The organism is Parabacteroides chinchillae (assembly GCF_900108035.1).
Taxonomy (GTDB): Bacteria; Bacteroidota; Bacteroidia; order Bacteroidales; family Tannerellaceae; genus Parabacteroides; species Parabacteroides chinchillae.
In genome coordinates this window covers 24,736-46,036 of sequence record NZ_FNVS01000016.1, presented here as the reverse complement: position 1 = coordinate 46,036, position 21,301 = coordinate 24,736, and the positions used below count along the sequence as shown (strand labels likewise).

Genomic DNA, 21,301 nt, shown 5'->3' with positions numbered 1-21,301 from the left:
GCTACTGTTTCAGGAGTTTGTCAATATTGTCGATATAGTCCAGAGAATCGTCAATGTAAAAACTTAGTTCCGGAATTTTGCGTAACTGTTTTCCTGTGCGTTGTCCCAAATCAAAGCGAATCGCTTTTGTGTTTGTCTGAATGGCTTCCAACAATTCCTTTGACTTTTCCGAAGGAAAGATGCTCAGGTAAGCACGCGCTACGCCCAGGTCTGCACTTACGCGTACACGACTAACTGATATCAAAACACCATGCATACCTTGTGTTTGCTTCTGAAATATGTCGCTTAACTCTTTTTGGATAAGACGCTCTATTTTGTTTAATCTAGTACTTTCCATAATCTCTATATTTTATTTTTTCCAAATCATTGTAAGGCCGTCACGTAAGGGTAGAATTACTTTTTCTATCCTTTCATCTTTCTTGATCTTTTCATTAAAAGCCAGAATACCGATGGTTTGTTTGTCCGACGTATGTGGCTTTTCCAGTACTTTGCCGTCCCATAATGTGTTGTCTGCCAAAATCAGACCTCCGGGGCGGACTTTTGGGAATATCATGTCGTAATACTCCGAGTACAAGCGTTTGTCTGCATCAATGAATACCAGGTCGAATGTTTCATCCAGTTGAGGAATAATTTCCATGGCGTCGCCGATGTGTAGACGGACTTTGTCTTTATGTGGCGAAACAGATAGGTATTTCTGAATGAAATCTTCCATTTCATCATTGATTTCCAATGTATGGATCAATGAATCCTCTTCCATACCTTCTGCCATGCAAAGAGTGGCATACCCTGTGTAAGTACCGATCTCTAGCACCCTGCGAGGACGTAGTATACGGCAAAACATTTTCAGTATTCTGCCCTGCAGATGTCCTGATAACATTCGCGGACGAAGAAGATTCACATTTGCGTCCCTGTTCAGGGTAGAAAGCAAAGCTCCTTCTTCATCGATGTGAGTTAGTATGTACTCGTCTATTGTCACGTTATTCAATTATTCTTTAAAAGTAGGCAGTTGATAATTGTCTCCTGCTTCTAATACTTTACCTACATTATTGATTTCGAGGAAAGTTGTTCCTCCTCCTTCTCCGAAGCTTCCGCTTAAATAAGCAACCATATCGTTATTGGTGATACGTCCGCTCTTTATTAACTGGTTCAAAGCATCGTAGAAATAGCCCCGGCGACTATCGTTCCAAGGTTGATATACTGCCCAAACACCATAAGATAAAGCCAGCATACGCATCACACGTGCATTGTAACAGATCGAAAACACAGTAGATGTACCGCGGAATGCTGCCAGAAACCGTGCTGTACGCCCTGTATAGCTATCTGTAATAATTGCTTTTACATGTAGTTTGGAAGATGATTTTACGGCTTGTTTTGCCAGATATGAGGTAACATCCAGGTCATTTCCTTCGATAGGTACACGAATATCGTTAGCTGCCAACTTCGTTTTCTCTGCTTCACGGGCAACCTTCGTCATTGTTTGTACGGCCTCTAAGGGATATTTGCCGTATGCAGTTTCGCCACTTAGCATTAACGCATCTGTACGATAATAAATTGCATTGGCAATATCTGTTACCTCCGCACGGGTTGGGCGAGGATTGTTTATCATGGAATGAAGCATCTGTGTAGCTACAATAACCGGTTTTTTTACCTCTACACATTTACGGATAAGTGTGCGCTGGATACCCGGTATTTTTTCGGCGGGTACCTCGATACCCAGGTCTCCGCGGGCAATCATTACGCCGTATGCCACTTCCAGAATCTCATCTATATTGTCAACTCCTTCCTGGTTTTCAATTTTTGCGATGATTTTGATCGGGCTGTTATATTCGTCCAGTATGCGTTGTATATCTAATACATCCTGTTTGTTGCGTACAAAGGAGTGGGCAATAAAGTCCAGTTCGTTGTTAATAGCCCAAAGGATGTTTTTACGGTCTTTTTCTGTTAAAGACGGAAGGTTGATACGGACACCCGGTACATTTACACTTTTGCGGTTACCCAGTGTTGCATCGTTTCCTACTTCGCAAAGCAGATAGTCGGGATGTTTTTCAATAACTTTTAGTTCCAGGTCTCCATCATCTATCAACACATCGCTGCCAATAGTTAAGTCTGATGCGAAATTCTTATAAGATACATAAATGCACTCATGCGAAGTTTCCTTGTCCGGATCGCCTGCAACTTTAACGTGTTCTCCCGTTTTAAATGAAATTGGTTCTTTATTTACTGCCACAGTGGTACGAACTTCGGGGCCTTTTGTGTCCATCAGTATGCCTATGCGGTCGGATACTGTACGTGTGTTAGTAACAACGCGGCTTAAGCCTTCTTCCATCATGTGTGCCGTATTAAGGCGCACAACATTCATACCTGCCTTGTATAGTGAGTCGATAAAATCAACATCACAGCGTTGGTCAGAAATAGTAGCAACAATCTTCGTATGCTTTAACATATACCTTTTATATTATAACCTTATTATTTATCTTTTATACTTATTCTAAAAAATGTTTCTTTCGGAAGAAATCGGATTTTCTTTCGAGAGAAATTGGAATTTCTTCCGCATGGAGGTGTTTTCTTTATAGAAAAGATTCAAGTGCCAACCGGTATGAATCCAGGCCGAACCCGAGGATAACCCCTTTGCAGGCGGCAGAAATCATAGAAACGTGGCGAAAAGATTCCCGGGCATGTACATTCGAAATATGTACTTCAACGACAGGTGTTGTTACCGCCTTTATTGCATCATGTAAAGCTATGGACGTATGTGTGTACGCTCCGGCGTTCATGATGATACCATCGTAATCGAAACCTACTTCATGAATTTTATCAATCATCTCACCTTCTATATTGCTTTGGAAATAAGCAATTTCACATTGAGGATATTTGTTACGCAATTCGCTCAGATATCCTTCAAATGAAGTGTTTCCGTATACTGTAGGCTCGCGTTTGCCCAGCAGGTTCAGATTCGGGCCGTTGATGATTTGAATCTTCTTCATTTTGTTGTAAGTTTATTACCTTTGCATTACCCTTCCGGGTTGAAAATATCCGGCAAAGGTAGTGATTTTATTTGACACATACATAATGGCACACTTAACAATGCAACAGTCGCAACAACAAAAGGAAATAATTAATAAATATCAAATCTATCTCCGTCTCGAAAAATCCTTGTCTGCCAATTCGGTGGATGCCTATCTGACGGATCTGGACAAACTGATCTGTTTTGCAGGGAGTGAGGGATTGGGAATAAAGGAGATTACTTATGAAGATTTACAACAGTTTGTTGCACAATTGCGTGATATAGGTATTCATCCCCGTTCTCAGGCCCGCATTATTTCCGGCATCAAATCCTTTTATCGTTTTCTATTGCTGGACGATTATATAACAACCGACCCTACGGAATTGTTAGAATCCCCGAAGATTGGTTTGAAGCTTCCTGAAGTGCTGACTGTAAATGAGATAAATAATATTTTAGATACAATAGACCTGTCATCGCCTGAAGGTCAGCGTAATCGTGCCATGTTGGAAGTGTTATATAGCTGCGGGTTGCGTGTGTCCGAACTTACTTCATTGCGTTATTCTGATGTTTATTTTGACGAAGGCTTTATCAAAGTGGAGGGAAAAGGAAGCAAGCAACGTTTGGTTCCGATTTCCGATACGGCTATTAAAGAGATAAAGAATTATTTATATGACCGGAATCGTGTTGCCGTGAAAAAAGGATTTGAAGATATTTTATTCCTTAGCCGCCGGGGAACGGCCCTGTCGCGTATTATGGTCTTTCACGTAATTAAGCAACAAACGGAAATGGCCGGTGTGCAGAAAAATGTAAGTCCGCATACATTCCGTCATTCTTTTGCCACTCATTTGTTGGAAGGGGGTGCAAATCTCCGTGCCATCCAGGAGATGCTGGGGCACGAGAAAATTACTACCACTGAAATTTATACACACATAGACCGTGAATTTCTGCGCAAAGAAATTCTGGAACATCATCCCCGCAGTAAGCATAGGGAATAGTTATATTTCCTCTTCATCGTATTGTTGGAAAAGAAAATCGTTATAAGGGAAGCGGGTTATGTGAATTTGCTTTACCCGTTCGTACAACATGCTTTTGAGTGCATCTATATTTGTGCGTTCTTTTGCTGAAATGAAGATGCAGTTATCCTGTAATTTGTTCATCCAGGTGCGTTTCAGTTCATCAAGATCAATGTTTTCGCGTGTACGGGGAGTCAGATCGTCTTCGTCTTTCGGCACAAAAGTGAATGCGTCTACTTTGTTAAAGACCATAATCATGGGCTTTTCGGTTTTATCTATTTCTGCCAGGGTTTTATTAACCACTTCAATTTGCTCTTCAAATGTAGGATGCGAAATATCAACAACATGTACCAGCAAATCGGCTTCGCGTACTTCGTCTAAGGTCGATTTGAAAGACTCCACTAATTCTGTCGGCAGCTTACGGATAAAACCAACCGTATCGGATAACAGGAATGGAAGGTTTTCGATTATCACTTTGCGGACGGTCGTGTCGAGAGTTGCAAACAGTTTGTTTTCTGCAAAAACTTCGCTCTTGCTTAACAGGTTCATTAAGGTTGATTTGCCAACATTGGTATAACCGACCAAAGCTACGCGAACCATTTTTCCGCGGTTCTTTCTTTGAACACTTTTTTGTTTGTCTATGTCAACCAGATCGTTTTTCAGTTTGGATATTTTATCCAGGATAATACGTTTGTCCGTTTCCAACTGTGTTTCACCCGGACCACGCATGCCTACGCCGCCACGCTGCCGTTCAAGGTGAGTCCACAAACGGGTTAAACGGGGTAACATATATTTATATTGAGCCAGCTCTACTTGCGTCTTTGCGTGGGCGGTTTGTGCCCGCCGGGCAAAAATATCGAGAATCAGGTTTGTGCGGTCTAATATTTTTACCTGTAGCTCTTTCTCTATATTACGAAGCTGCTTGGATGAAAGCTCATCATCAAAAACAACCAGTCCTATTTCATTTTCGACAACATATTCTTTTATCTCTTGTAGTTTACCTGTGCCGACAAAAGTTACCGGATTAGGATAATCCAGTTTTTGCCAGAACTTTTTGACGGTTTCGGCACCGGCCGTATCTGCAAGAAACTCCAGTTCGTCCAGATACTCTTTTACTTTTTGTTCGTTTTGATCGGGAGTAACCAACCCGACTAGCACGGCTTTCTCTGTCTGTGCTTCTGAGATAATAAATTCTTTCATGCGGCAAAGATAATAAATTCAATAATTTGTATACATTTGTAGACGTATTTACAAACCAAAATTATAGTAACTATGATAAAGAACAGTTTACGGGCTATAATGTATGTTTCTTTGTGCTTATTAATGGTAAACTTCCCTTTGCATGTTCAATCCCAGATTCCGGTTCCCGGTCAGTGGAACAATTTCGTACAGGATGTTTCACAGAATATACTGGTAAGAGATACTTTTCTGTTTCAATCTTTTGAGAATGATTTATCAGATACATGGAGTTATACGAAAACAGAAAATGTTAACCGTATAGATGTTTTTTCTTTATACGGAATTAAAGGACAAGGAGGAAAATATTCTTTAAAAATGCCTCCCGCATCCCAAGTTACGTTTACTTCGTTTGGACAATCGCCTTTATACACTGATATTCGTATTAATGCAACATTTGCCGCCAAAGAGTTAAGTAAAGGTGATAAATTATTTGTAAAGGCTGAAAGAAATGGAAAAACAGATCAATGGGAATGGTGCCGGTCTGGCTCAGATAAATACACGTTTCCTTACAGGACCTTGGCGACTCTTCCTGATAAATTGGGGAATCCGGTTCAGATTCCCGGAAATCCGTCTGATATAGTCTTGTTTACGCCTGGTACCAATTGCGGCAATTGCTATTGCATAGATAGTGTTTATGCATTTGGACTTATTCCCCAATATTCTCTTTTTACGGATAAAGGCGATTGGAGTGATGAAGATTTATGGACACATCTTCCGGCTTTGCGCCACCGCAATGCGTTGGTAAACGGCGATGTTTCTATCCTTTCGGATGTGCAATGTAAAGATTTGGCTGTTGGTAATGGGAGCGTTTATATAGCAAAAGATGCGTCTCTTGCCGTAAGTAATCTGATCCTTTATTCTTCGGATAAGGATGCAAAGGTCGATGTAGACGGACATCTTATTGTTCGAAAGCAGGTTGCAATAGAAAAAACTTTTAAGGAAAAAGGAAAATGGTATTTCCTTTCTTTTCCTTTTGATGTTTATTTGTCAGATATCGAGCCGGATTTTGAGCTAAAGGACGATGCACCTAATGACGGGGGAAACTATTTTTATGTATGTTGTTATAATGGTGACAGGAGGGCTTCTTTGGGAAGAAGTAATGACAATTGGGAGGTTTTAAAGGTAGATAATGTTTCCGGTTCCCAACCTGTCTTTGAAAAAAATAAAGGTTATCTGATAGCATTGGATAGCAAGGCTTCCAACCAAACACTTCGGTTTTCTTCGGCTATTGGAAAGTTGCCTTCTGATTTTGGAAAAAGCATGTCTGTGCCAATAAAAGCTACATTGGATGGCATAAAGGATGAAGATAACGGCTGGTATTTATGTGGAAATCCTTTACTGTCTCTTTTGCCGTTAAGGGCTATTGAATCTAATCCGTTATTAGACGGTTATGTTTATGTGTATGAAAGAGGAGATTATAAGCCTTATCCTATCGGCAGCAATTATGCTTTGCCTCCTTTTGCTGCTTTTTTTGTGAAAACACAGGCAGATACGGAGCTTGTTATCAATAATCAGTCCGGTTCGGACAATTGTGTACTGCTATCTATGCCCGATCCTTTATCGTCGATAAACTTGGAGCCGGGCAACAAAACAACGCCATTGCATACAGGAGCAGACTTCAATCAAAGGAATATAATTAGTTATATGGATGGTGACCGGTTAATCCTCGAGAATATCCCGGATAAGGGAAATATCCGGATTATGGATTTGGCCGGCAAGGTGGTTTTACAGAAAAAGATAGGAAAAGGCTGTTCGTCAATTAATTTGCCGCTGTGTCCGGGTTTATATATCCTAAAGATTGAAATGGAATGTTATTGTGCTTGCCATAAGATAGTTAAAGCCGGATAGGAAATAAAACAATTTGTATCTTTGTTACCTGTTAATGTAGAATAAGACAATATGAAAAAGGTAAATATTACCAGTATAGCATTGCTGGTATATCTTATAATTATGAGCGTGATTGGCTGGCCCGGCAATAATCCGGAAAATGGCTATACGGAATACTTTTGTATAATCGGGGCTACGTTGGCTGTTATTCTTTTACTTCGCTTTCTCCAGATCAAACGTCTTAAAATGCGTGGTAAAATAAATCATCCTGATGATTCTTCCAAAACATCCTGATGATTTAATAAAATGATCGGGATGATTATAAAAAGAAAACGCCAAAGAGTATTCCATCTAGTTTGAAATACCCTTTGGTGTTTGTCTGCCATTCCTTCTTCACAGAAGTTGTGGCAGATAGAACTTCATTTTTGTACTTTAGTATTAATATTCCACTTTTTCGCCCTCACGGGGTATTTGGTACATATTTCTATGTTATCCGCGTGGTTAATTAGAATTATGTGATTATAAATAAGTACAAGTCAAACAGGGGAGAGCGGAAAGTTGTTGCGAAGTTGAGATTAATTAACTTGTGGTTTTGGAGATAAAAAATGCTTGCCCTTTTGAAAAAGAAGACAAGCAGTCTATGAAAAAATAGTTGTATTGTTTTTATTTTTGGATAAGAACCGTAGCGTAAGCGGCAATACCTTCCTGCCGTCCGGTAAAACCTAATTTTTCTGTTGTTGTAGCTTTTATGGATATGTCGTCTGCATCTACTTGCATTACCTTAGCCAGGATTTGCTTCATTTCGGGAATATGCGGATTCAGTTTCGGACGTTCGGCAGCTATGGTTGCATCTATGTTTCCTAGTTCATATCCGGCATTACGGATCAGCTTCATCGTGTCACGAAGTAGTATTTTGCTGTCTATGTTTTTGTATTCGCCGGCTGTGTCGGGAAAATGAAATCCTATGTCACGCATGTTTGCCGCCCCTAACAGGGCATCGCAGATGGCGTGGATTAATACATCGGCATCACTATGCCCAAGCAGTCCTAGTGTATGCTCTATTTTAATTCCTCCTATCCATAGTTCGCGATCGGGAACTAGTGCATGTACATCATAACCGAAACCTACTCTGATCTTCATATTTTCTATTATCTGAACAGATTTCTTATGCCATCCATATCGAATGAAAGAGAGAAACGGAGGGTTTGATCCAATGGGTTGCTTTGTACAGTACTTACAAGGTAAGCTGCGTCCAGTTGGAATACACTCATACGGAAACCGGCACCTACTGAGAAATACTGTCTGTTACCCATATTCTTGTTTTCGTAATAATAACCGCCGCGTACGAAGAACTGTTCGTTGTAGCTGTATTCTAAACCGATTGAAGCCATTATTTCCTGCAATTCTCCTTTGAAGCCGTTTGGATTATCGCCAAAAGATTTGAAGATGCCGGATATGGAAGACAAAGATCTGTAATCTTCAAGCCTTTTTTGAAATTCTTCGTCTGTTTCGTCCGGGTTTTTATCCCCTTTTGTCGGATAGTTTGGAACCAGATATTTGCTGATGTCTAAATAAGCGCCTATACGGTTATAATCGTCTATCGGGTATAAAAGACCTGTTCCGACAGTTAACTTGGCAGGAAGGAAACGGCTGGTTTCTCCTCCGTCGAAAGATATTTTAGAACCAATGTTGGAAGCGTTAAATCCGAAACTCCATAAACATTCGCTATTACCAAGAATTACATATTTCTCAAGATAACCGGCAATGTCGGCAGCAAATGCGTTTCCTGCAGTTTGTCCGTCTGAACGTGAGTCGGCGCCTAAGTCCGAGCGTATGTATCGTAGAGCTACGGCCATAGAGAAGTTTTCCGAAAGCTTACGGCTGTAGCTGGCATCTACTGCCATTTCGTACGGGTTTAGTGTGACTCCGCTACCGCCTTGCCCCATATATTCCGAGTCGGATATTTCTCCAAGTGAGAAATAGCGTACAGAGGCACCGATAGCTTGCAGGTCGCTATCTCCGATTTTATAATAACCGGCAAGGTTCACCAATGCTACGTCATTAACCAACTTACGTAACCACGGAGTATATGACAATGAAACTCCGGCTTTACTGTAATTGAATGCGTATTTTGCAGGATTCCAATATTGGGAGTTTACGTCTGGCGTTGTAGACACGCCATTGTCACCCATAGCACCTCCGCGTGCATCCGGAGCAATAGACAATGATGGTACGGCCGTCTGGATAGGTGCAAATTGGTTTTTATCTTGTGCCTTTACTACAGCGGTTGCAGCAAACAGACAGAAGGATATAAGGAGTAAATAAATTCTCGATACTTTTCTCATACTGAAATTACTATTAATAAAAGAACGGACAATTGTTCGTTCCTACATATAACTGATTTACCGATTCTTTATTGTGCAAGAATGACTAATTTCTTTGTTTTTGTAGCTTCTTTAGAATGGTTAGAACTTATTGCCGCCCGGTATAAATAGATTCCGGGGTGCAGCCTGGCTCCGTTGTTATCGGTCAGGTTCCAGGTTACTATATAAGCTTTGAATAGTTCGTTCGAACCTGTTTCACTATGATTCCATAACAGTCTTCCTGCCATATCGTAGATCATAATATTTACGGCAACGTTGGTCTCCGGCCGGTTATGATACAGGCGGAATTCCACTTGTTCGCGGGCTGGATTCGGCGTACCGATTAGTTCGTACAGATTGGGTTTTAAACCTTCAACTACTTCAAAGCTGAAGGTTTTAGTCGTCGAATTGTTCTGTATATCCCATACTTTAAATTCTGCCGTATGAATACCCGGATTTAATGCAGGGATAGAGAATGTCACAAATCCTTCGCCCTCTTTACCCGGAACAGACTCATAATAACTGTTCAGGTTATAATTTAAAGCGGATTGGTTGTCGATTGTCAGTGTGATGTCATGCCCTACGCTGTTGCCGGTGATATTAACACCGCTTTTATCCCAAAGTTGGGCAACAAATAAAGGAGTCGTGTTTACTTGTCCTCCATCCGTGAAAGTGGAGTCGTTCAAATACAGGGCTTTGATTTCCGGGCCTTCTGTGTCTTTTTCCGTGTCATCAGATGTTCCTCCTACAATGAAGTTGATAAAAGACCCTTGCGCTTCTGTCCCTTTTGTTTCGTCGGAAGCATATAGGTTCATTTTACCATAATCGTTTGAATAGGAAATATCTTTGGGTACGGTGAAGGTGAAGCTGAACTTGCCGTTGCGTACGGAATCATTTCCTATAAATATCGTGTTCGGATAGTCGGTAAAAGAAAACGTCTGTCCTATATTGTTATTATCCAGTGTTGTAATTGTACGCTTACTGTCTAACACCGTCGGATTTACTATTCCTGTGAAATCCTCGGCTTTTTCTCCGTTGGGAGTAGTGATTTCTCCTTCTACAGTGACTTTTTGTAATGCTTTTAAAATAATAGGAGAACCGTCAACCGGTTCGCCATTGACGGATGTCACTTTTGCATGGTATTCCGGATAACTCAGTTTCATGGCGGGGTCTCCAACCAACAGGAAATTAAGCTTGTTGGAATCATTCCCCAGATTGCGTTTGGTTATTTTAATCACGTCTCCCAATGTTATACGCCGTCCGTTTTCTTTTTCAAATAAATTGGCAAGCAATTCCATGTTGATATTGAAATTCGGGCCGGATAAAACAACTCTTGTTGTGGAGAACAAAGCTATACCTCCGCTTTTTTTATTCAGGAAAACACTTTCGCCTGCAGATGTGGTTGGGGCATCGAACCGGGTAAAGTCGCAGGTAGCCGTAATCCATAAAGGCAGATTGGTATAGGTGGACTGATTGATGTCGCTTTGTGTTATTACATGTTCATCGGCTAAAGCTTCTGTGCCTCCGTGCCCTGTGTAATTAATCAACATTAACCCGCTTTTCAGAAGCTGTTGAATCTTCTTGTTTACATCGGGATAGGAGCTTTGCCCGCTATGATCTTTCTTGTAAGCGTCAAGGAATATTTTGTTGACAAGAAATTCCGGGTGGTTTCCTTCAATATAATCGGCTTCCTTATTTGCCTGATTCATATGATTTGTCGTAAATGTATCGGCATTGTTTCCGTCATCTGCAATAAAAGCAACTTTGTTTTTCCATGAACCGAATTGTGTATTGTTCATGTAGGCAATTGTTTTATCGACCATCAGGGTGGCTTCTTCTACTGTGCGTACGGGGAAGCGCCCAATTCCTATCTGTAATTTATCATTTGATAAATAGCTGCCCGATTGATCTTCCAGAAAACCGAAATAATCTTCTGTTACGTAAGAGTTTATGTCAAGGGAATTAGTGGATTGATAGGTGAGTAACATGTTTTCCTGAGGTATGTCTTTCAGGTCTTCACAAAGAAAACGGTTATCGTAGACACCATCGCCAAATAGTAATAAATATTTGGGCGCATCCGTTTCAGAAGTGCTGCGGTCGTAAAACATTTTCATGAAACGGCGGATGGCTGTGGCATCCGGTGTACCGCTCGAAAATTCGTTATATATCTTTTCCGGTTCTACCACTTCTACAGTCAGGTTATCGCGTTGGCGGTGTTCTTCCGCCAGACGTTCTGCCTGGCTTTTGAGGGTAGGAGCTGCTATAATCACCATATCTGTTTGTCCTAACTTGTGCAAATCTTGTGCAGCAACATAGCCATTGGCTCTTTCATAGCTGGGAAAAGTTTTGTCCGGTTGTACCAATGCAAATTCCCGTAACTCTCCTTGTGGAATGGTGAATGAAAGTTCTGTGCCGTTTAATGAAGTTTCCACTCGTTGTGGATTTTGGCTGTCTGTTATATCAAATACCAAAGTACTTGCATTTGCATTTTTGATGACGAAACGGGTGGTATTCCCCTTAGATGCCAAGCTACGGAAAAGTGTACTTGCTCCATAGGGTTGTAGAGTACGTTTTACTTGTAGCCTGATGTAATCGAGGTGTACGTTTGTATGTCCGCTTGGGTTATAACTAACAGTGACTTTTGGTGACTCACTTTTATCTCCTGTCCATGTAGCAGTGCCGGTTCTGGCTATGGCTTTTATATATTCCGGATAGTTATAACCATTGGCTGCAGGAATCGTTAAGTTTAGCAGATCTTGATTACTAATACTTAATGTTGCCTTTCCCGCACTTGAAGCTCCTCTGGCGATGAAGCGCATTGTGACTTTTGCGTCATCATTAGTGATACCCGGAATGGAGGGCATCGACAGGGTTTTTGTACGTGTCAGGCTGAAAGATTCACCAAATAAGTCCCGTCCGGATTTATTGACCGATATAAGATCTTCTTCATGGACAACATAATCGTCAAAAGTATTGACAACTAATGTTGCTCCTTCACCGGAGGCAGCAGTTGTCATTTCTTTTGTTTCTGTATTATCTGTCAGGAAGTAACATCCGTATAGTGAATACGGATTGTTGGTGTGTGCAAAAGTTCCGCTTCCTGAGTCATATTCCCATTTACGTACCCCCTTGCCATAAAAAAGCAGGTAGTCTGTTCCTTTGTAAACGGGAACAGTAGGAAGGTCGTCCAGGTAAGGTTTACGGAAGTCTTCATCCATGATCCATCCTCCGTAACCGTGGACGGAAACTTTTGAAGGATCGGAGAAGCCCATGTTCTTTAAGTCGGAAAAAGAGAGCTTGTACATCCCGTTTTCCTTTATTTTTATCTTAACCCATTTCCCTTGTGATAAAACGGAACTGGATGTATAGCGATCGCTGCCTGCCCATGCAGAGGACAAGAAGCAAAGACTTATCAGTAATGTGTATATAGTTCGTAACATAAATCAGTTATTACCGTACATAGAAGTCCAGCAATTTCCGTTCGCCGATATATCCTTGCAGATGGTCATCAATCTTAACCGGTCCTACACCGACGGGAGTTCCCGTATAAATCAGGTCCCCTATTTTCAATGTGAAGAAACGGCTAACGTAAGCAACAATTTTGTCTACAGAGAAAAGCATATCCGACGTATTGCCTTCCTGAACTTTCTGTCCGTTTATTTCCAGATGGAAAGGAATGCGGTCAATATCACCTGCTCTATCCAACGGGATAAACGTTCCTACTGCGGCCGAGTTGTCGAATGCTTTGCTGATTTCCCAAGGTAGTCCTTCTGCCCGTAATTTGTTTTGCAAATCGCGCGCGGTAAAATCGATGCCGACTGTTACTTCATCGTAGTAACGATGTGCAAACCGTTCGGCAATATTCTTACCCAGCCTGTTTATCTTTATTACAATTTCCGTTTCATAATGAATCTCGGACGAGAAATCGGGAATAAAAAAAGGTTTCCCGTCTTTCAAAAGAGACGAATCTGATTTCATAAAGATCGTAGGTTCTGATAATTCTAACGAATGATGTAGCTCTTTATTGTGGGCTGCATAATTCATTCCTACAGCAATAATTTTCATTTTTAGTGATTTATTGAATTCATCCGGTTGAACATAACCGCTAAATGTGCATACATGGAAGTATTTTGTACCACGATATGTTCCGGTACGCGGATACGGAAAGGTGTAAAATTCCAGAGAGCCTTGATTCCTCCGGCAATGATTTGTTCGGTAACCTCTTGTGCCTTTTCAACAGGAACCGTAATAATGCCGATTGTTGCTCCGTATTCCTTTTGTTTGGCAGGAAAATCATCGATATGGAATACAGGGATGCCGTGAATGCGTGATCCGGCCAGTTCGGGGCGGACGTCGAAACCTGCCACTATTTCCAATCCGTATTGATTCAGACCGGAGTCGTGTAATAACGCTGCTCCCAGGCTTCCTACACCGAAAAGGAAAGCTTTGTGTTGCACCGTGAAGCCCAGAAAGTCTTCCAAAACGTCTACCAGTGCATTTATATCGTAACCGACTCTGGTTTTTCCCGATATGTTTACAAATGACAGATCTTTAGCAACCTGGCTGGCGTCTACATTAATTTCTTTGGCAATTTGAGTAGACGACACAAATGTTTCCCCTTTCCCTTTCATCAGTTTTACAAAGGCGAGATACCACGGCAATCTTCTGAGTGTGGGTTCCGGGATTTTCCAAATTTCTTTCATTTCATCGCTGGCCATTGCTATATATTTAATGTAAGAGCACAAAAGTACAATAAATTTTAAATTTGACCGATATTCTTAGAGAAGCACTTACGTTTATTAACATGATTTTTAATGCTGTCTATTTGCAATGGTTTCAGAGTCCCGTATTACACAAATACAGACTTTGGATATGTCTCCCACCTTGTCACCTTCTTCGGGGCTTATCCCCAAATTGCAAAACGATCTGATATTGATTCTATATTATTTCACCGCTGTCTCAAAATCATACCTGTAACGCTTTAGTGCTTCCTGCGAACGTTTTTGTCACTTTTGGCTTGACCCAAAAGTAACCAAAAGGTCAAGGCTACACCGTCCGGGCTACTTCGGCAAAAGACTTCGCTGAACCAGCGGAACTCGCTTCGCTCAGACAGCCGCTGGTTTCGTCGCTGCGTCTTTTACCTGCGTTTAACGCCCGGCCGCTGATGCCGCTAACAAGAAAGCTAGGCTAAGCGCAGCTTTCTTTAGGGATGGCCGATATGGTCTGTTCTTTTATGGCTTTAGCCTAAGCTCAATTGCCGTCTGCTTCAGCTGACGGATTAAAGGAATATCTATCTTGATTGGCTTTAGCCAAATTTCTTTCTGGGAATTCTATGTCATTTGTATGCAATAAACAGCTTATTCAAGCATCAGGGAAAGTGTTTGCGGAAGTGTTAAAATGAAATCCGCATTGACTGTTTTAGGAGTTTGAAAAATGTGTTGATGTGTTGTAATATTGTCTATATTAGCAAATTGTATACTTGTGTAGAATGTCTATAGATATTTTTCACGTTTTGGAATACTCCCCCCCCGAAGGAGGTGACAGAAGGAGACAAAGTGAACCCTTAAATATCCCTTTATTGAGACTATGATCTGATACTTTTTAGGTAAGCTGCTAAATTGAATAGGGTAAGCAACCTATGAGGAAAGGTAGGCAACTAAAAAGGGTACAGATGGTGCAGGCAAGGCACAGATAAACGCAGACCTTACTGATTATTAATAAAAATCTGCGATATTCTGTGTGTTCTGCATCATCTGCGTTCAATATTAGCTTTTAGACATGTTTCCTTGATAATTCCGGAAAGAGTCAGATTCTTTCTAATGTAGCCTTTATAAATTCCCAAACCCGTTGTACGGATGAAATGCTGACGCGCTCGTCAGGAGAGTGGGGATGTTGTAAGTCCGGCCCGATGGAAATCATGTCCATTTCCGGATATGCTCCCTGTATGATGCCGCATTCGAGACCGGCATGCATAACCTTTACCGATGGTTTTTTACCGTATAAATCCTGATATACTTTCTCCATCAGATTCAGGACAGGTGAGTCTATGTTGGGTTGCCATCCATTGTAGGCTCCGCCATATTCCACTTTTGCACCGGCCAGGGCAAAGATGCTTTCCAGGCTGGAACAAACAGCATATTTACGGCTTTCGGAAGAACTTCTTACTAATATCTTTATCTCGATCAATTCGTTAGCTGTATGCACAATTGCCAGATTGGATGATGATTCCACTGTGCCGGGGAAATCATGCAGCATGCTGATGACACCGTTCTGGCATCCTTCGATAGCGTTGATCAAATCGTCTTGAATTTCTTCCGGGATCAGAGTTGACGGCATATCTGTCATTTCAGCCACAAAACTTATATTGTCTTCTATACCTTTGTATTCGGTACGGAAAGTGTCCTGGTAGTCTGCTATCAATTCCCAAAGGGATTCTACATTATCTCCCGGAATTGTTATCGTGGCAAATGCTTCACGTGGAATGGCATTGCGTAAGGAGCCTCCTTCAATGGAAGATAAACGTGCTCCATAATCGCAGACAGCTTCTTTCAGGAACCGGAACATTAATTTGTTGGCGTTTGCCCGTCCCAGGTGGATATCTACACCGGAATGTCCGCCTTTTAATCCGGTCAGGCTTAATTTAACGGCTGTATCGCCTTCCGGTATATATTGATCTTCTTTAAATTGGAAAGAGATATTCAGGTCTGCACCACCGGCGCAACCTACAAACAACTCTCCTTCTTCTTCCGAATCGCAGTTTAACAGAATATTGCCTTTCAGGAAACCGGATTTCAGCCCGACTGCTCCATCCATGCCTTCTTCTTCGTCTATGGTAAAGAGTGCTTCCAAAGGACCGTGTTGTAAAGAGTTATCGGCTAGTGCCGCCATAGCGAATGATGCCCCTATCCCATTGTCTGCTCCTAATGTCGTTTCATGAGCTTTTACCCAGTCTCCGTCTATGTAAGCATCTATAGGGTCAGTAATGAAGTTATGTTTTACTGATGCATTTTTTTGCGGAACCATATCGAGATGTGCCTGCAAAGTAACGGTCTTGTGTCCTTCTCTTCCGGAAGTAGCCGGTTTGCGGATCAAAACATTTCCTACTTCGTCCTGCAGGGTTTCTAATCCCAAGCTTTTTCCAAATTCGACTACATAACGGGTTACGGCCTCCATGTGTCCGGTTGGACGAGGAATTTGTGTAAGGTCATAGAAATAACCCCATACATGCTTTGGTAATAGATTTTTGATTTCTGCTGACATAGAAGTTACTGATTTAAGTTTATAACTCTTATTTAATACATGATTGTATTCATTCTGAAACAACAGCTGTTTTTTGTGTTCCTTTGTTGGTTAGCGGCAATGCTATTACGCCAAACAAACCACAAAGCCCTGTCCATACCGTCTGTACAGTGTGTACGACTAATGCAAAAGCTGCAGCGTCACTCTCGTTTACCCCGAAACAAACTAATGTTGCAATAACCATGAAGTGCCACGGACCGATGCCTCCCTGTACCGGAACGGCAACGCCTATACTACTCATCGTAAATGCTATTAATCCGACGGAAACTCCCAAGTCGCGGGTAAAATCGAATGCATAAAACGTGATATAGAAATAACAGAAATAGCCAGCCCAGATAAGCACTGTCTCCAACAAGAAACGAACTTTGTGTTTCATCAGCCAGATGCTTTTCATCCCTTCCCAAACATTCAACAACAGGGTCTTCGCTTTCTGTACCAGCGTAAAGTTACTCATATAAGTGAATATAAACCAAATTCCGACGCAAAAAACTATCAGAATCACATAAATCCAGATAGAATTGAACATAGATTGGAAGCCGTCAAGCAGTGCCGGGTTCTTGGCAAAGAAACTCGTGAAGAAATTAATGTTGAAGATGAATATCATCAAGGTAATAAGCCCGACCATGATTGTATCGCTTACACGGTCTATTAACAGGGTGCCCAGCAATTTGGAGAATGGAATCTTGTCGTATTTCGTAATCACACCACAACGCCATACTTCCCCGACGCGGGGCAGTACGAGGTTTACAGCATAATTACCTAATACGGCATAGATAACGTTGCTCATCTTGAACCGCTCGCCCAGCGAACTGATCAGCAATCCCCATCGGAGACCGCGTATTATATTGGCAGCAAGGCCGAATAATAAGGAAAACAAGATTATGTCATAACGGACACCTTCTTTTACTACTCTCCATATCTCACTGACATCCATCTTTCGATATAAAAACCAGAGCAGCAAACAGCCGAAAACCAGAGGTAAGCATATCTTAAGAATCGTGCGTAGAATGCCTTTAAAATCCATTACACGTAGGGTTCTTTTAATAATTTGTTGTATTTTTGTGCGTCTGCAAAGATACAATATTATTTAGATACGAAACACAATCTATTAAATAACTGGATGAGATTAGTTAAACCGAAAAAGGCATTAGGACAACATTTCCTTAAAGATTTGCAAATTGCCCAGCGTATTGCTGATACAGTAGCCGACTATAAAGGTACACCGATATTGGAGATAGGTCCTGGTATGGGAGTGCTTACCCAGTTCTTGCTGGAAGCAGGGCAAGATCTTACAGTTGTGGAACTTGACCGGGAATCGGTAGCTTATTTGGAACAGAATTTTCCTGCTTTGCGAGGGCGCATTATAGGAGATGATTTTCTGAAGTTGGACCTTTCCAAACTCTTCTCAGGGCCGTTTTGTGTGATTGGAAATTATCCGTATAATATATCCAGCCAGATATTTTTTAAGGTTCTTGATTATAAAGAACAAGTACCTTGTTGTTCCGGAATGTTGCAGAAAGAAGTGGCCGAACGCTTGGCTGCCGGTCCGGGTAGCAAGACATATGGCATATTAAGTGTATTATTGCAGGCATGGTATGATGTAAGTTATCTGTTTACAGTCAGCGAATATGTTTTCGATCCGCCCCCAAAGGTGAAAAGCGCCGTTTTGCGTATGGTGCGTAATAACCGGAAGGAATTAGGATGCGATGAGAAATTGTTTAAAACCGTTGTCAAGACCTCTTTTAACCAACGTCGCAAAACGCTGCGCAATTCAATGAAACCTCTTTTAGGCAAAGATTGTCCGGATTATGTATTGCCTATTTTTGATAAGCGCCCCGAACAACTTTCTGTAGAACAGTTTGTAGAGCTTACCCTGATTTGTCAAAAGAATAATGTGCTTGGCCGGATAACCCCTGCCCGATAGAAGAAACAACACGTTGCCATGATTGAATTAACGAAAGAATACATCGAGAACCTGAAAAATATCATCGAACGGAAAGAAGATGATAAAGCGCGCGAATTGTTGCACGAATTATATCCTGCAGATATTGCCGAATTATATCAGGAACTGAATCTTCGGGAAGCTATTTATCTCTATCTGCTGATGGACGGAGACAAAGCAGCCGACGTGTTGATGGAACTTGACGAAGAAGACCGTCATAAATTACTGAAAGAACTTCCGAGTGAATTGATTGCGAAGCGTTTCGTGGATAACATGGAAACCGACGATGCAGTTGATTTGATGCGTGAATTGGATGAAGACACGCAGGAAGAAATCTTGTCGCATATAAAAGATGTTGAGCAGGCCGGTGATATCGTAGACTTGTTGAAATATGACGAAGATACGGCCGGAGGTTTGATGGGTACTGAAATGATCGTTGTAAACGAAAATTGGAGTATGCCCCAATGTATTGACGAAATGCGTAAACAGGCTGAAGAGATGGACGAGATTTATTACGTATATGTAATAGATGACGACGAACGCCTGAAGGGTGTTTTGCCTTTGCAACGGCTTATCACCAATCCTTCTGTTTCCAAGATCAAACATGTAATGAAGAAGGATCCGATCTCCGTACATGAAAGTGACAGTATTGAAGATGTATCGCAGACTATTGAGAAATACGACTTGGTTGCGTTGCCTGTAGTAGATAGTATCGGACGTTTGGTTGGTCGTATTACTATTGATGACGTAATGGATGAAATCCGCGAGCAACATGAACGTGAGTACCAGTTGGCTTCCGGTATTTCCCAGGATGTGGAGACATCCGATAATGTGTTTATGCAAACGGCTGCACGCTTGCCTTGGTTACTTATCGGCATGATTGGCGGGTTAGGAAATTCGGTGATTCTGGGAGGCTTTGAGAGTAGTTTTGCGGCTAATCCTAAAATGGCTTTGTTTATCCCGTTGATCGGTGGTACGGGCGGAAATGTAGGAATACAGTCTTCTGCTATTGTGGTGCAAGGCTTAGCTAATAATACATTGAAAGAAGGACATATAGTTTCGCAAATATTAAAAGAATCTGTTGTTTCGCTTATTAACGCCAGCATTATCAGTCTGGTAGTATTTATATATAACTTTTTTATGCTGGGTGACAGAGCTATTACGGCGTCTGTGTCACTTAGTTTATTTGCCGTAGTCATGTTTGCCAGTATCTTCGGGACACTTGTGCCGATGACATTGAACCGGATGAATGTGGATCCAGCCCTGGCTACCGGCCCTTTTATAACGATTACTAACGATATTATAGGTATGATGATTTATATGTTTATCACCTCTGCATTAGCCTGATTTATCAAACCATCGTTACACACGCTTTTTTGTATCGCAAAAACTCATTCCGATGATTTGGAAAAATCATAGTTATGGGTTTGAAAAGTTATAACTATGAATCTGTTTTGTTAAACATAGGTTAATGTCTTATGTTGTAGAACATGTTTTTTGTTTATGTGTTATCTTTGCAGTCACTAAATAATTAGGTAAAAGGTTTATGCTGGCACAAGCGTTTTATATTTTATTCTTCTACTTTACGGGAGAGTTTATAAGCTATTTCATAGACGGTTTTATACCGGGTAGCGTGATAGGCATGGTGTTGCTCTTTCTGGCTCTTGCTTTTAAATGGGTAAAACCGGATAAAGTGAAACGGGTATCTACTATATTGACACAGAATATGAGCCTGTTCTTTGTTCCTGCGGCTGTGGGATTGATGGGCTCAGTGGGTATTCTTTCCCAGTATTGGGCGGTTATTCTTACGGCATGTGTGGTGAGTACGATTTTAGTTATTGCCAGCGTTGCTCTTGTGCAACAGAAAATGGAGAAAGGAAAATAGACGATGAATATGTTGGCTGATTCTGAAATATTTGCCCTGACCTTGGTGTTGGGAACTTATTTGGCGGCGATGGCTTTGTATAAGAAGACCCGTGTCAGCCTGTTGCATCCTTTGATAACCTCCGTGTTTGTAATTATAGTCGTGCTGCAAGTGCTTGGTGTTCACTATGAATCGTTTCAACAACATACGCATTTGATCCACTTTTTGCTTGGCCCTTCCGTTGTAGCATTAGGATATGTCCTGTACGAACAGATACAATACCTGAAAGGAAATGTAATCTCGATCCTGACCTCGGTATTTGTAGGAGCTATCGTTGGTATCGTAAGCGTAATTATAATAGGTAAAGTAATGGGAGCGGACCAGGCTTTAATAGCCACCCTTCAACCTAAATCGGTGACAACACCCATTGCTATGGGCATTGCAGAAAAGGCCGGAGGTATCCCTTCTTTAACAGCTGTTATTGTTGTTGTGGTAGGTATTTTTGGCAGTATAGTCGGGCCTGTTGTAATGAAAGTTTTAGGTATAGAAAGCCATATAGCCAAGGGGTTGGCACTAGGCGCTTCGTCGCATGGAGTAGGGACATCTGTTGCCATCCAGCTGGGAGCTATAGAAGGAGCCTTGAGCGGATTAGCTATTGGCCTGATGGGTATAATGACTGCTGTTTTGGTTCCTTTGATTGGCTTAATTCTGTCGATGTTCTGAATAAACAACCACGGGCATTTTCTCCTT

General features: G+C 41.5%; 19 protein-coding genes. 7 read left to right on the top strand and 12 right to left on the bottom strand.

The annotated features are described in order from the left end of the window. Nucleotide 1 precedes the first annotated feature (1 nt). The 4 genes from rbfA to aroQ form a co-directional block, all read right to left on the bottom strand. A complete protein-coding gene (rbfA, locus tag C4S38_RS12535) occupies nt 2-337 on the bottom strand; it encodes a 30S ribosome-binding factor RbfA (RefSeq protein ID WP_099463770.1) in 336 nt (111 codons plus the stop codon). Nucleotides 338-349: 12 nt separating this feature from the next. Next, on the bottom strand, nt 350-976 hold the full coding sequence (locus C4S38_RS12530) for an O-methyltransferase (protein ID WP_099464093.1): 627 nt from the start codon (nt 974-976) through the stop codon (nt 350-352). Between the two features lie 9 nt (nt 977-985). Continuing rightward, the gene (gene pyk / locus C4S38_RS12525; protein WP_103983994.1) at nt 986-2,443 is read right to left on the bottom strand and encodes a pyruvate kinase; all 1,458 of its coding nucleotides are present in this window, start codon (nt 2,441-2,443) and stop codon (nt 986-988) included. A gap of 124 nt (nt 2,444-2,567) precedes the next feature. Further along, the gene (gene aroQ / locus C4S38_RS12520; RefSeq protein ID WP_103983993.1) at nt 2,568-2,984 is read right to left on the bottom strand and encodes a type II 3-dehydroquinate dehydratase; all 417 of its coding nucleotides are present in this window, start codon (nt 2,982-2,984) and stop codon (nt 2,568-2,570) included. An 85-nt stretch (nt 2,985-3,069) separates the two neighbouring features. Between aroQ and xerD the strand changes: the two genes are divergently transcribed. Next, nucleotides 3,070-3,999: a site-specific tyrosine recombinase XerD gene (gene xerD, locus C4S38_RS12515; protein WP_200817975.1), complete on the top strand. Its 930-nt coding sequence runs from the start codon at nt 3,070-3,072 to the stop codon at nt 3,997-3,999. On the opposite strand, the gene hflX is transcribed toward xerD, so the two are convergent. Next, complete coding sequence (gene hflX, locus C4S38_RS12510) at nt 4,000-5,217, bottom strand: GTPase HflX (protein ID WP_103983992.1); 1,218 nt, start codon at nt 5,215-5,217, stop codon at nt 4,000-4,002. A 72-nt stretch (nt 5,218-5,289) separates the two neighbouring features. Between hflX and C4S38_RS12505 the strand changes: the two genes are divergently transcribed. Next, a complete protein-coding gene (locus tag C4S38_RS12505) occupies nt 5,290-7,104 on the top strand; it encodes a T9SS type A sorting domain-containing protein (protein ID WP_146059485.1) in 1,815 nt (604 codons plus the stop codon). A gap of 51 nt (nt 7,105-7,155) precedes the next feature. Continuing rightward, nucleotides 7,156-7,377, top strand: a complete 222-nt coding sequence (locus C4S38_RS12500; protein WP_099463764.1) for a hypothetical protein — start codon at nt 7,156-7,158, stop codon at nt 7,375-7,377. Nucleotides 7,378-7,746: 369 nt separating this feature from the next. On the opposite strand, the gene ispF is transcribed toward C4S38_RS12500, so the two are convergent. The 7 genes from ispF to C4S38_RS12460 all read right to left on the bottom strand — a co-directional run bounded on the left by ispF (nt 7,747) and on the right by C4S38_RS12460 (nt 17,769). After that, nucleotides 7,747-8,223 carry a 2-C-methyl-D-erythritol 2,4-cyclodiphosphate synthase gene (ispF, locus tag C4S38_RS12495; protein ID WP_103983990.1) on the bottom strand — a complete coding sequence of 159 codons (477 nt, stop codon included), beginning with the start codon at nt 8,221-8,223 and terminating at the stop codon, nt 7,747-7,749. 8 nt (nt 8,224-8,231) lie between these two features. Further along, nucleotides 8,232-9,428 carry a type IX secretion system outer membrane channel protein PorV gene (gene porV / locus C4S38_RS12490; RefSeq protein WP_103983989.1) on the bottom strand — a complete coding sequence of 399 codons (1,197 nt, stop codon included), beginning with the start codon at nt 9,426-9,428 and terminating at the stop codon, nt 8,232-8,234. A gap of 68 nt (nt 9,429-9,496) precedes the next feature. Further along, nucleotides 9,497-12,886 (bottom strand): type IX secretion system sortase PorU, encoded by a 3,390-nt coding sequence (gene porU, locus C4S38_RS12485; protein ID WP_103983988.1) that lies wholly within the window; start codon nt 12,884-12,886, stop codon nt 9,497-9,499. A gap of 10 nt (nt 12,887-12,896) precedes the next feature. Further along, a complete protein-coding gene (locus C4S38_RS12480; RefSeq protein ID WP_103983987.1) occupies nt 12,897-13,511 on the bottom strand; it encodes a fumarylacetoacetate hydrolase family protein in 615 nt (204 codons plus the stop codon). A 2-nt stretch (nt 13,512-13,513) separates the two neighbouring features. Further along, a complete protein-coding gene (locus C4S38_RS12475; protein WP_103983986.1) occupies nt 13,514-14,164 on the bottom strand; it encodes a redox-sensing transcriptional repressor Rex in 651 nt (216 codons plus the stop codon). Between the two features lie 1,087 nt (nt 14,165-15,251). Next, nucleotides 15,252-16,706, bottom strand: a complete 1,455-nt coding sequence (locus C4S38_RS12465; RefSeq protein WP_103983985.1) for an aminoacyl-histidine dipeptidase — start codon at nt 16,704-16,706, stop codon at nt 15,252-15,254. 49 nt (nt 16,707-16,755) lie between these two features. After that, nucleotides 16,756-17,769: a lysylphosphatidylglycerol synthase transmembrane domain-containing protein gene (locus C4S38_RS12460; RefSeq protein WP_103983984.1), complete on the bottom strand. Its 1,014-nt coding sequence runs from the start codon at nt 17,767-17,769 to the stop codon at nt 16,756-16,758. Nucleotides 17,770-17,865: 96 nt separating this feature from the next. Here C4S38_RS12460 and rsmA point away from each other — a divergent pair, with 96 nt between their 5' ends. From rsmA to C4S38_RS12440, 4 genes are all read left to right on the top strand, one after another. Continuing rightward, entirely contained in the window at nt 17,866-18,669 is an 804-nt protein-coding gene (gene rsmA, locus C4S38_RS12455; RefSeq protein ID WP_103983983.1) for a 16S rRNA (adenine(1518)-N(6)/adenine(1519)-N(6))-dimethyltransferase RsmA, read from the top strand. Nucleotides 18,670-18,687: 18 nt separating this feature from the next. After that, nucleotides 18,688-20,034 (top strand): magnesium transporter, encoded by a 1,347-nt coding sequence (gene mgtE / locus C4S38_RS12450; protein ID WP_099463756.1) that lies wholly within the window; start codon nt 18,688-18,690, stop codon nt 20,032-20,034. Between the two features lie 199 nt (nt 20,035-20,233). Continuing rightward, a complete protein-coding gene (locus C4S38_RS12445) occupies nt 20,234-20,572 on the top strand; it encodes a CidA/LrgA family protein (RefSeq protein WP_103983982.1) in 339 nt (112 codons plus the stop codon). 3 nt (nt 20,573-20,575) lie between these two features. Then, on the top strand, nt 20,576-21,274 hold the full coding sequence (locus C4S38_RS12440; protein ID WP_103983981.1) for an LrgB family protein: 699 nt from the start codon (nt 20,576-20,578) through the stop codon (nt 21,272-21,274). Nucleotides 21,275-21,301: the final 27 nt, after the last annotated feature.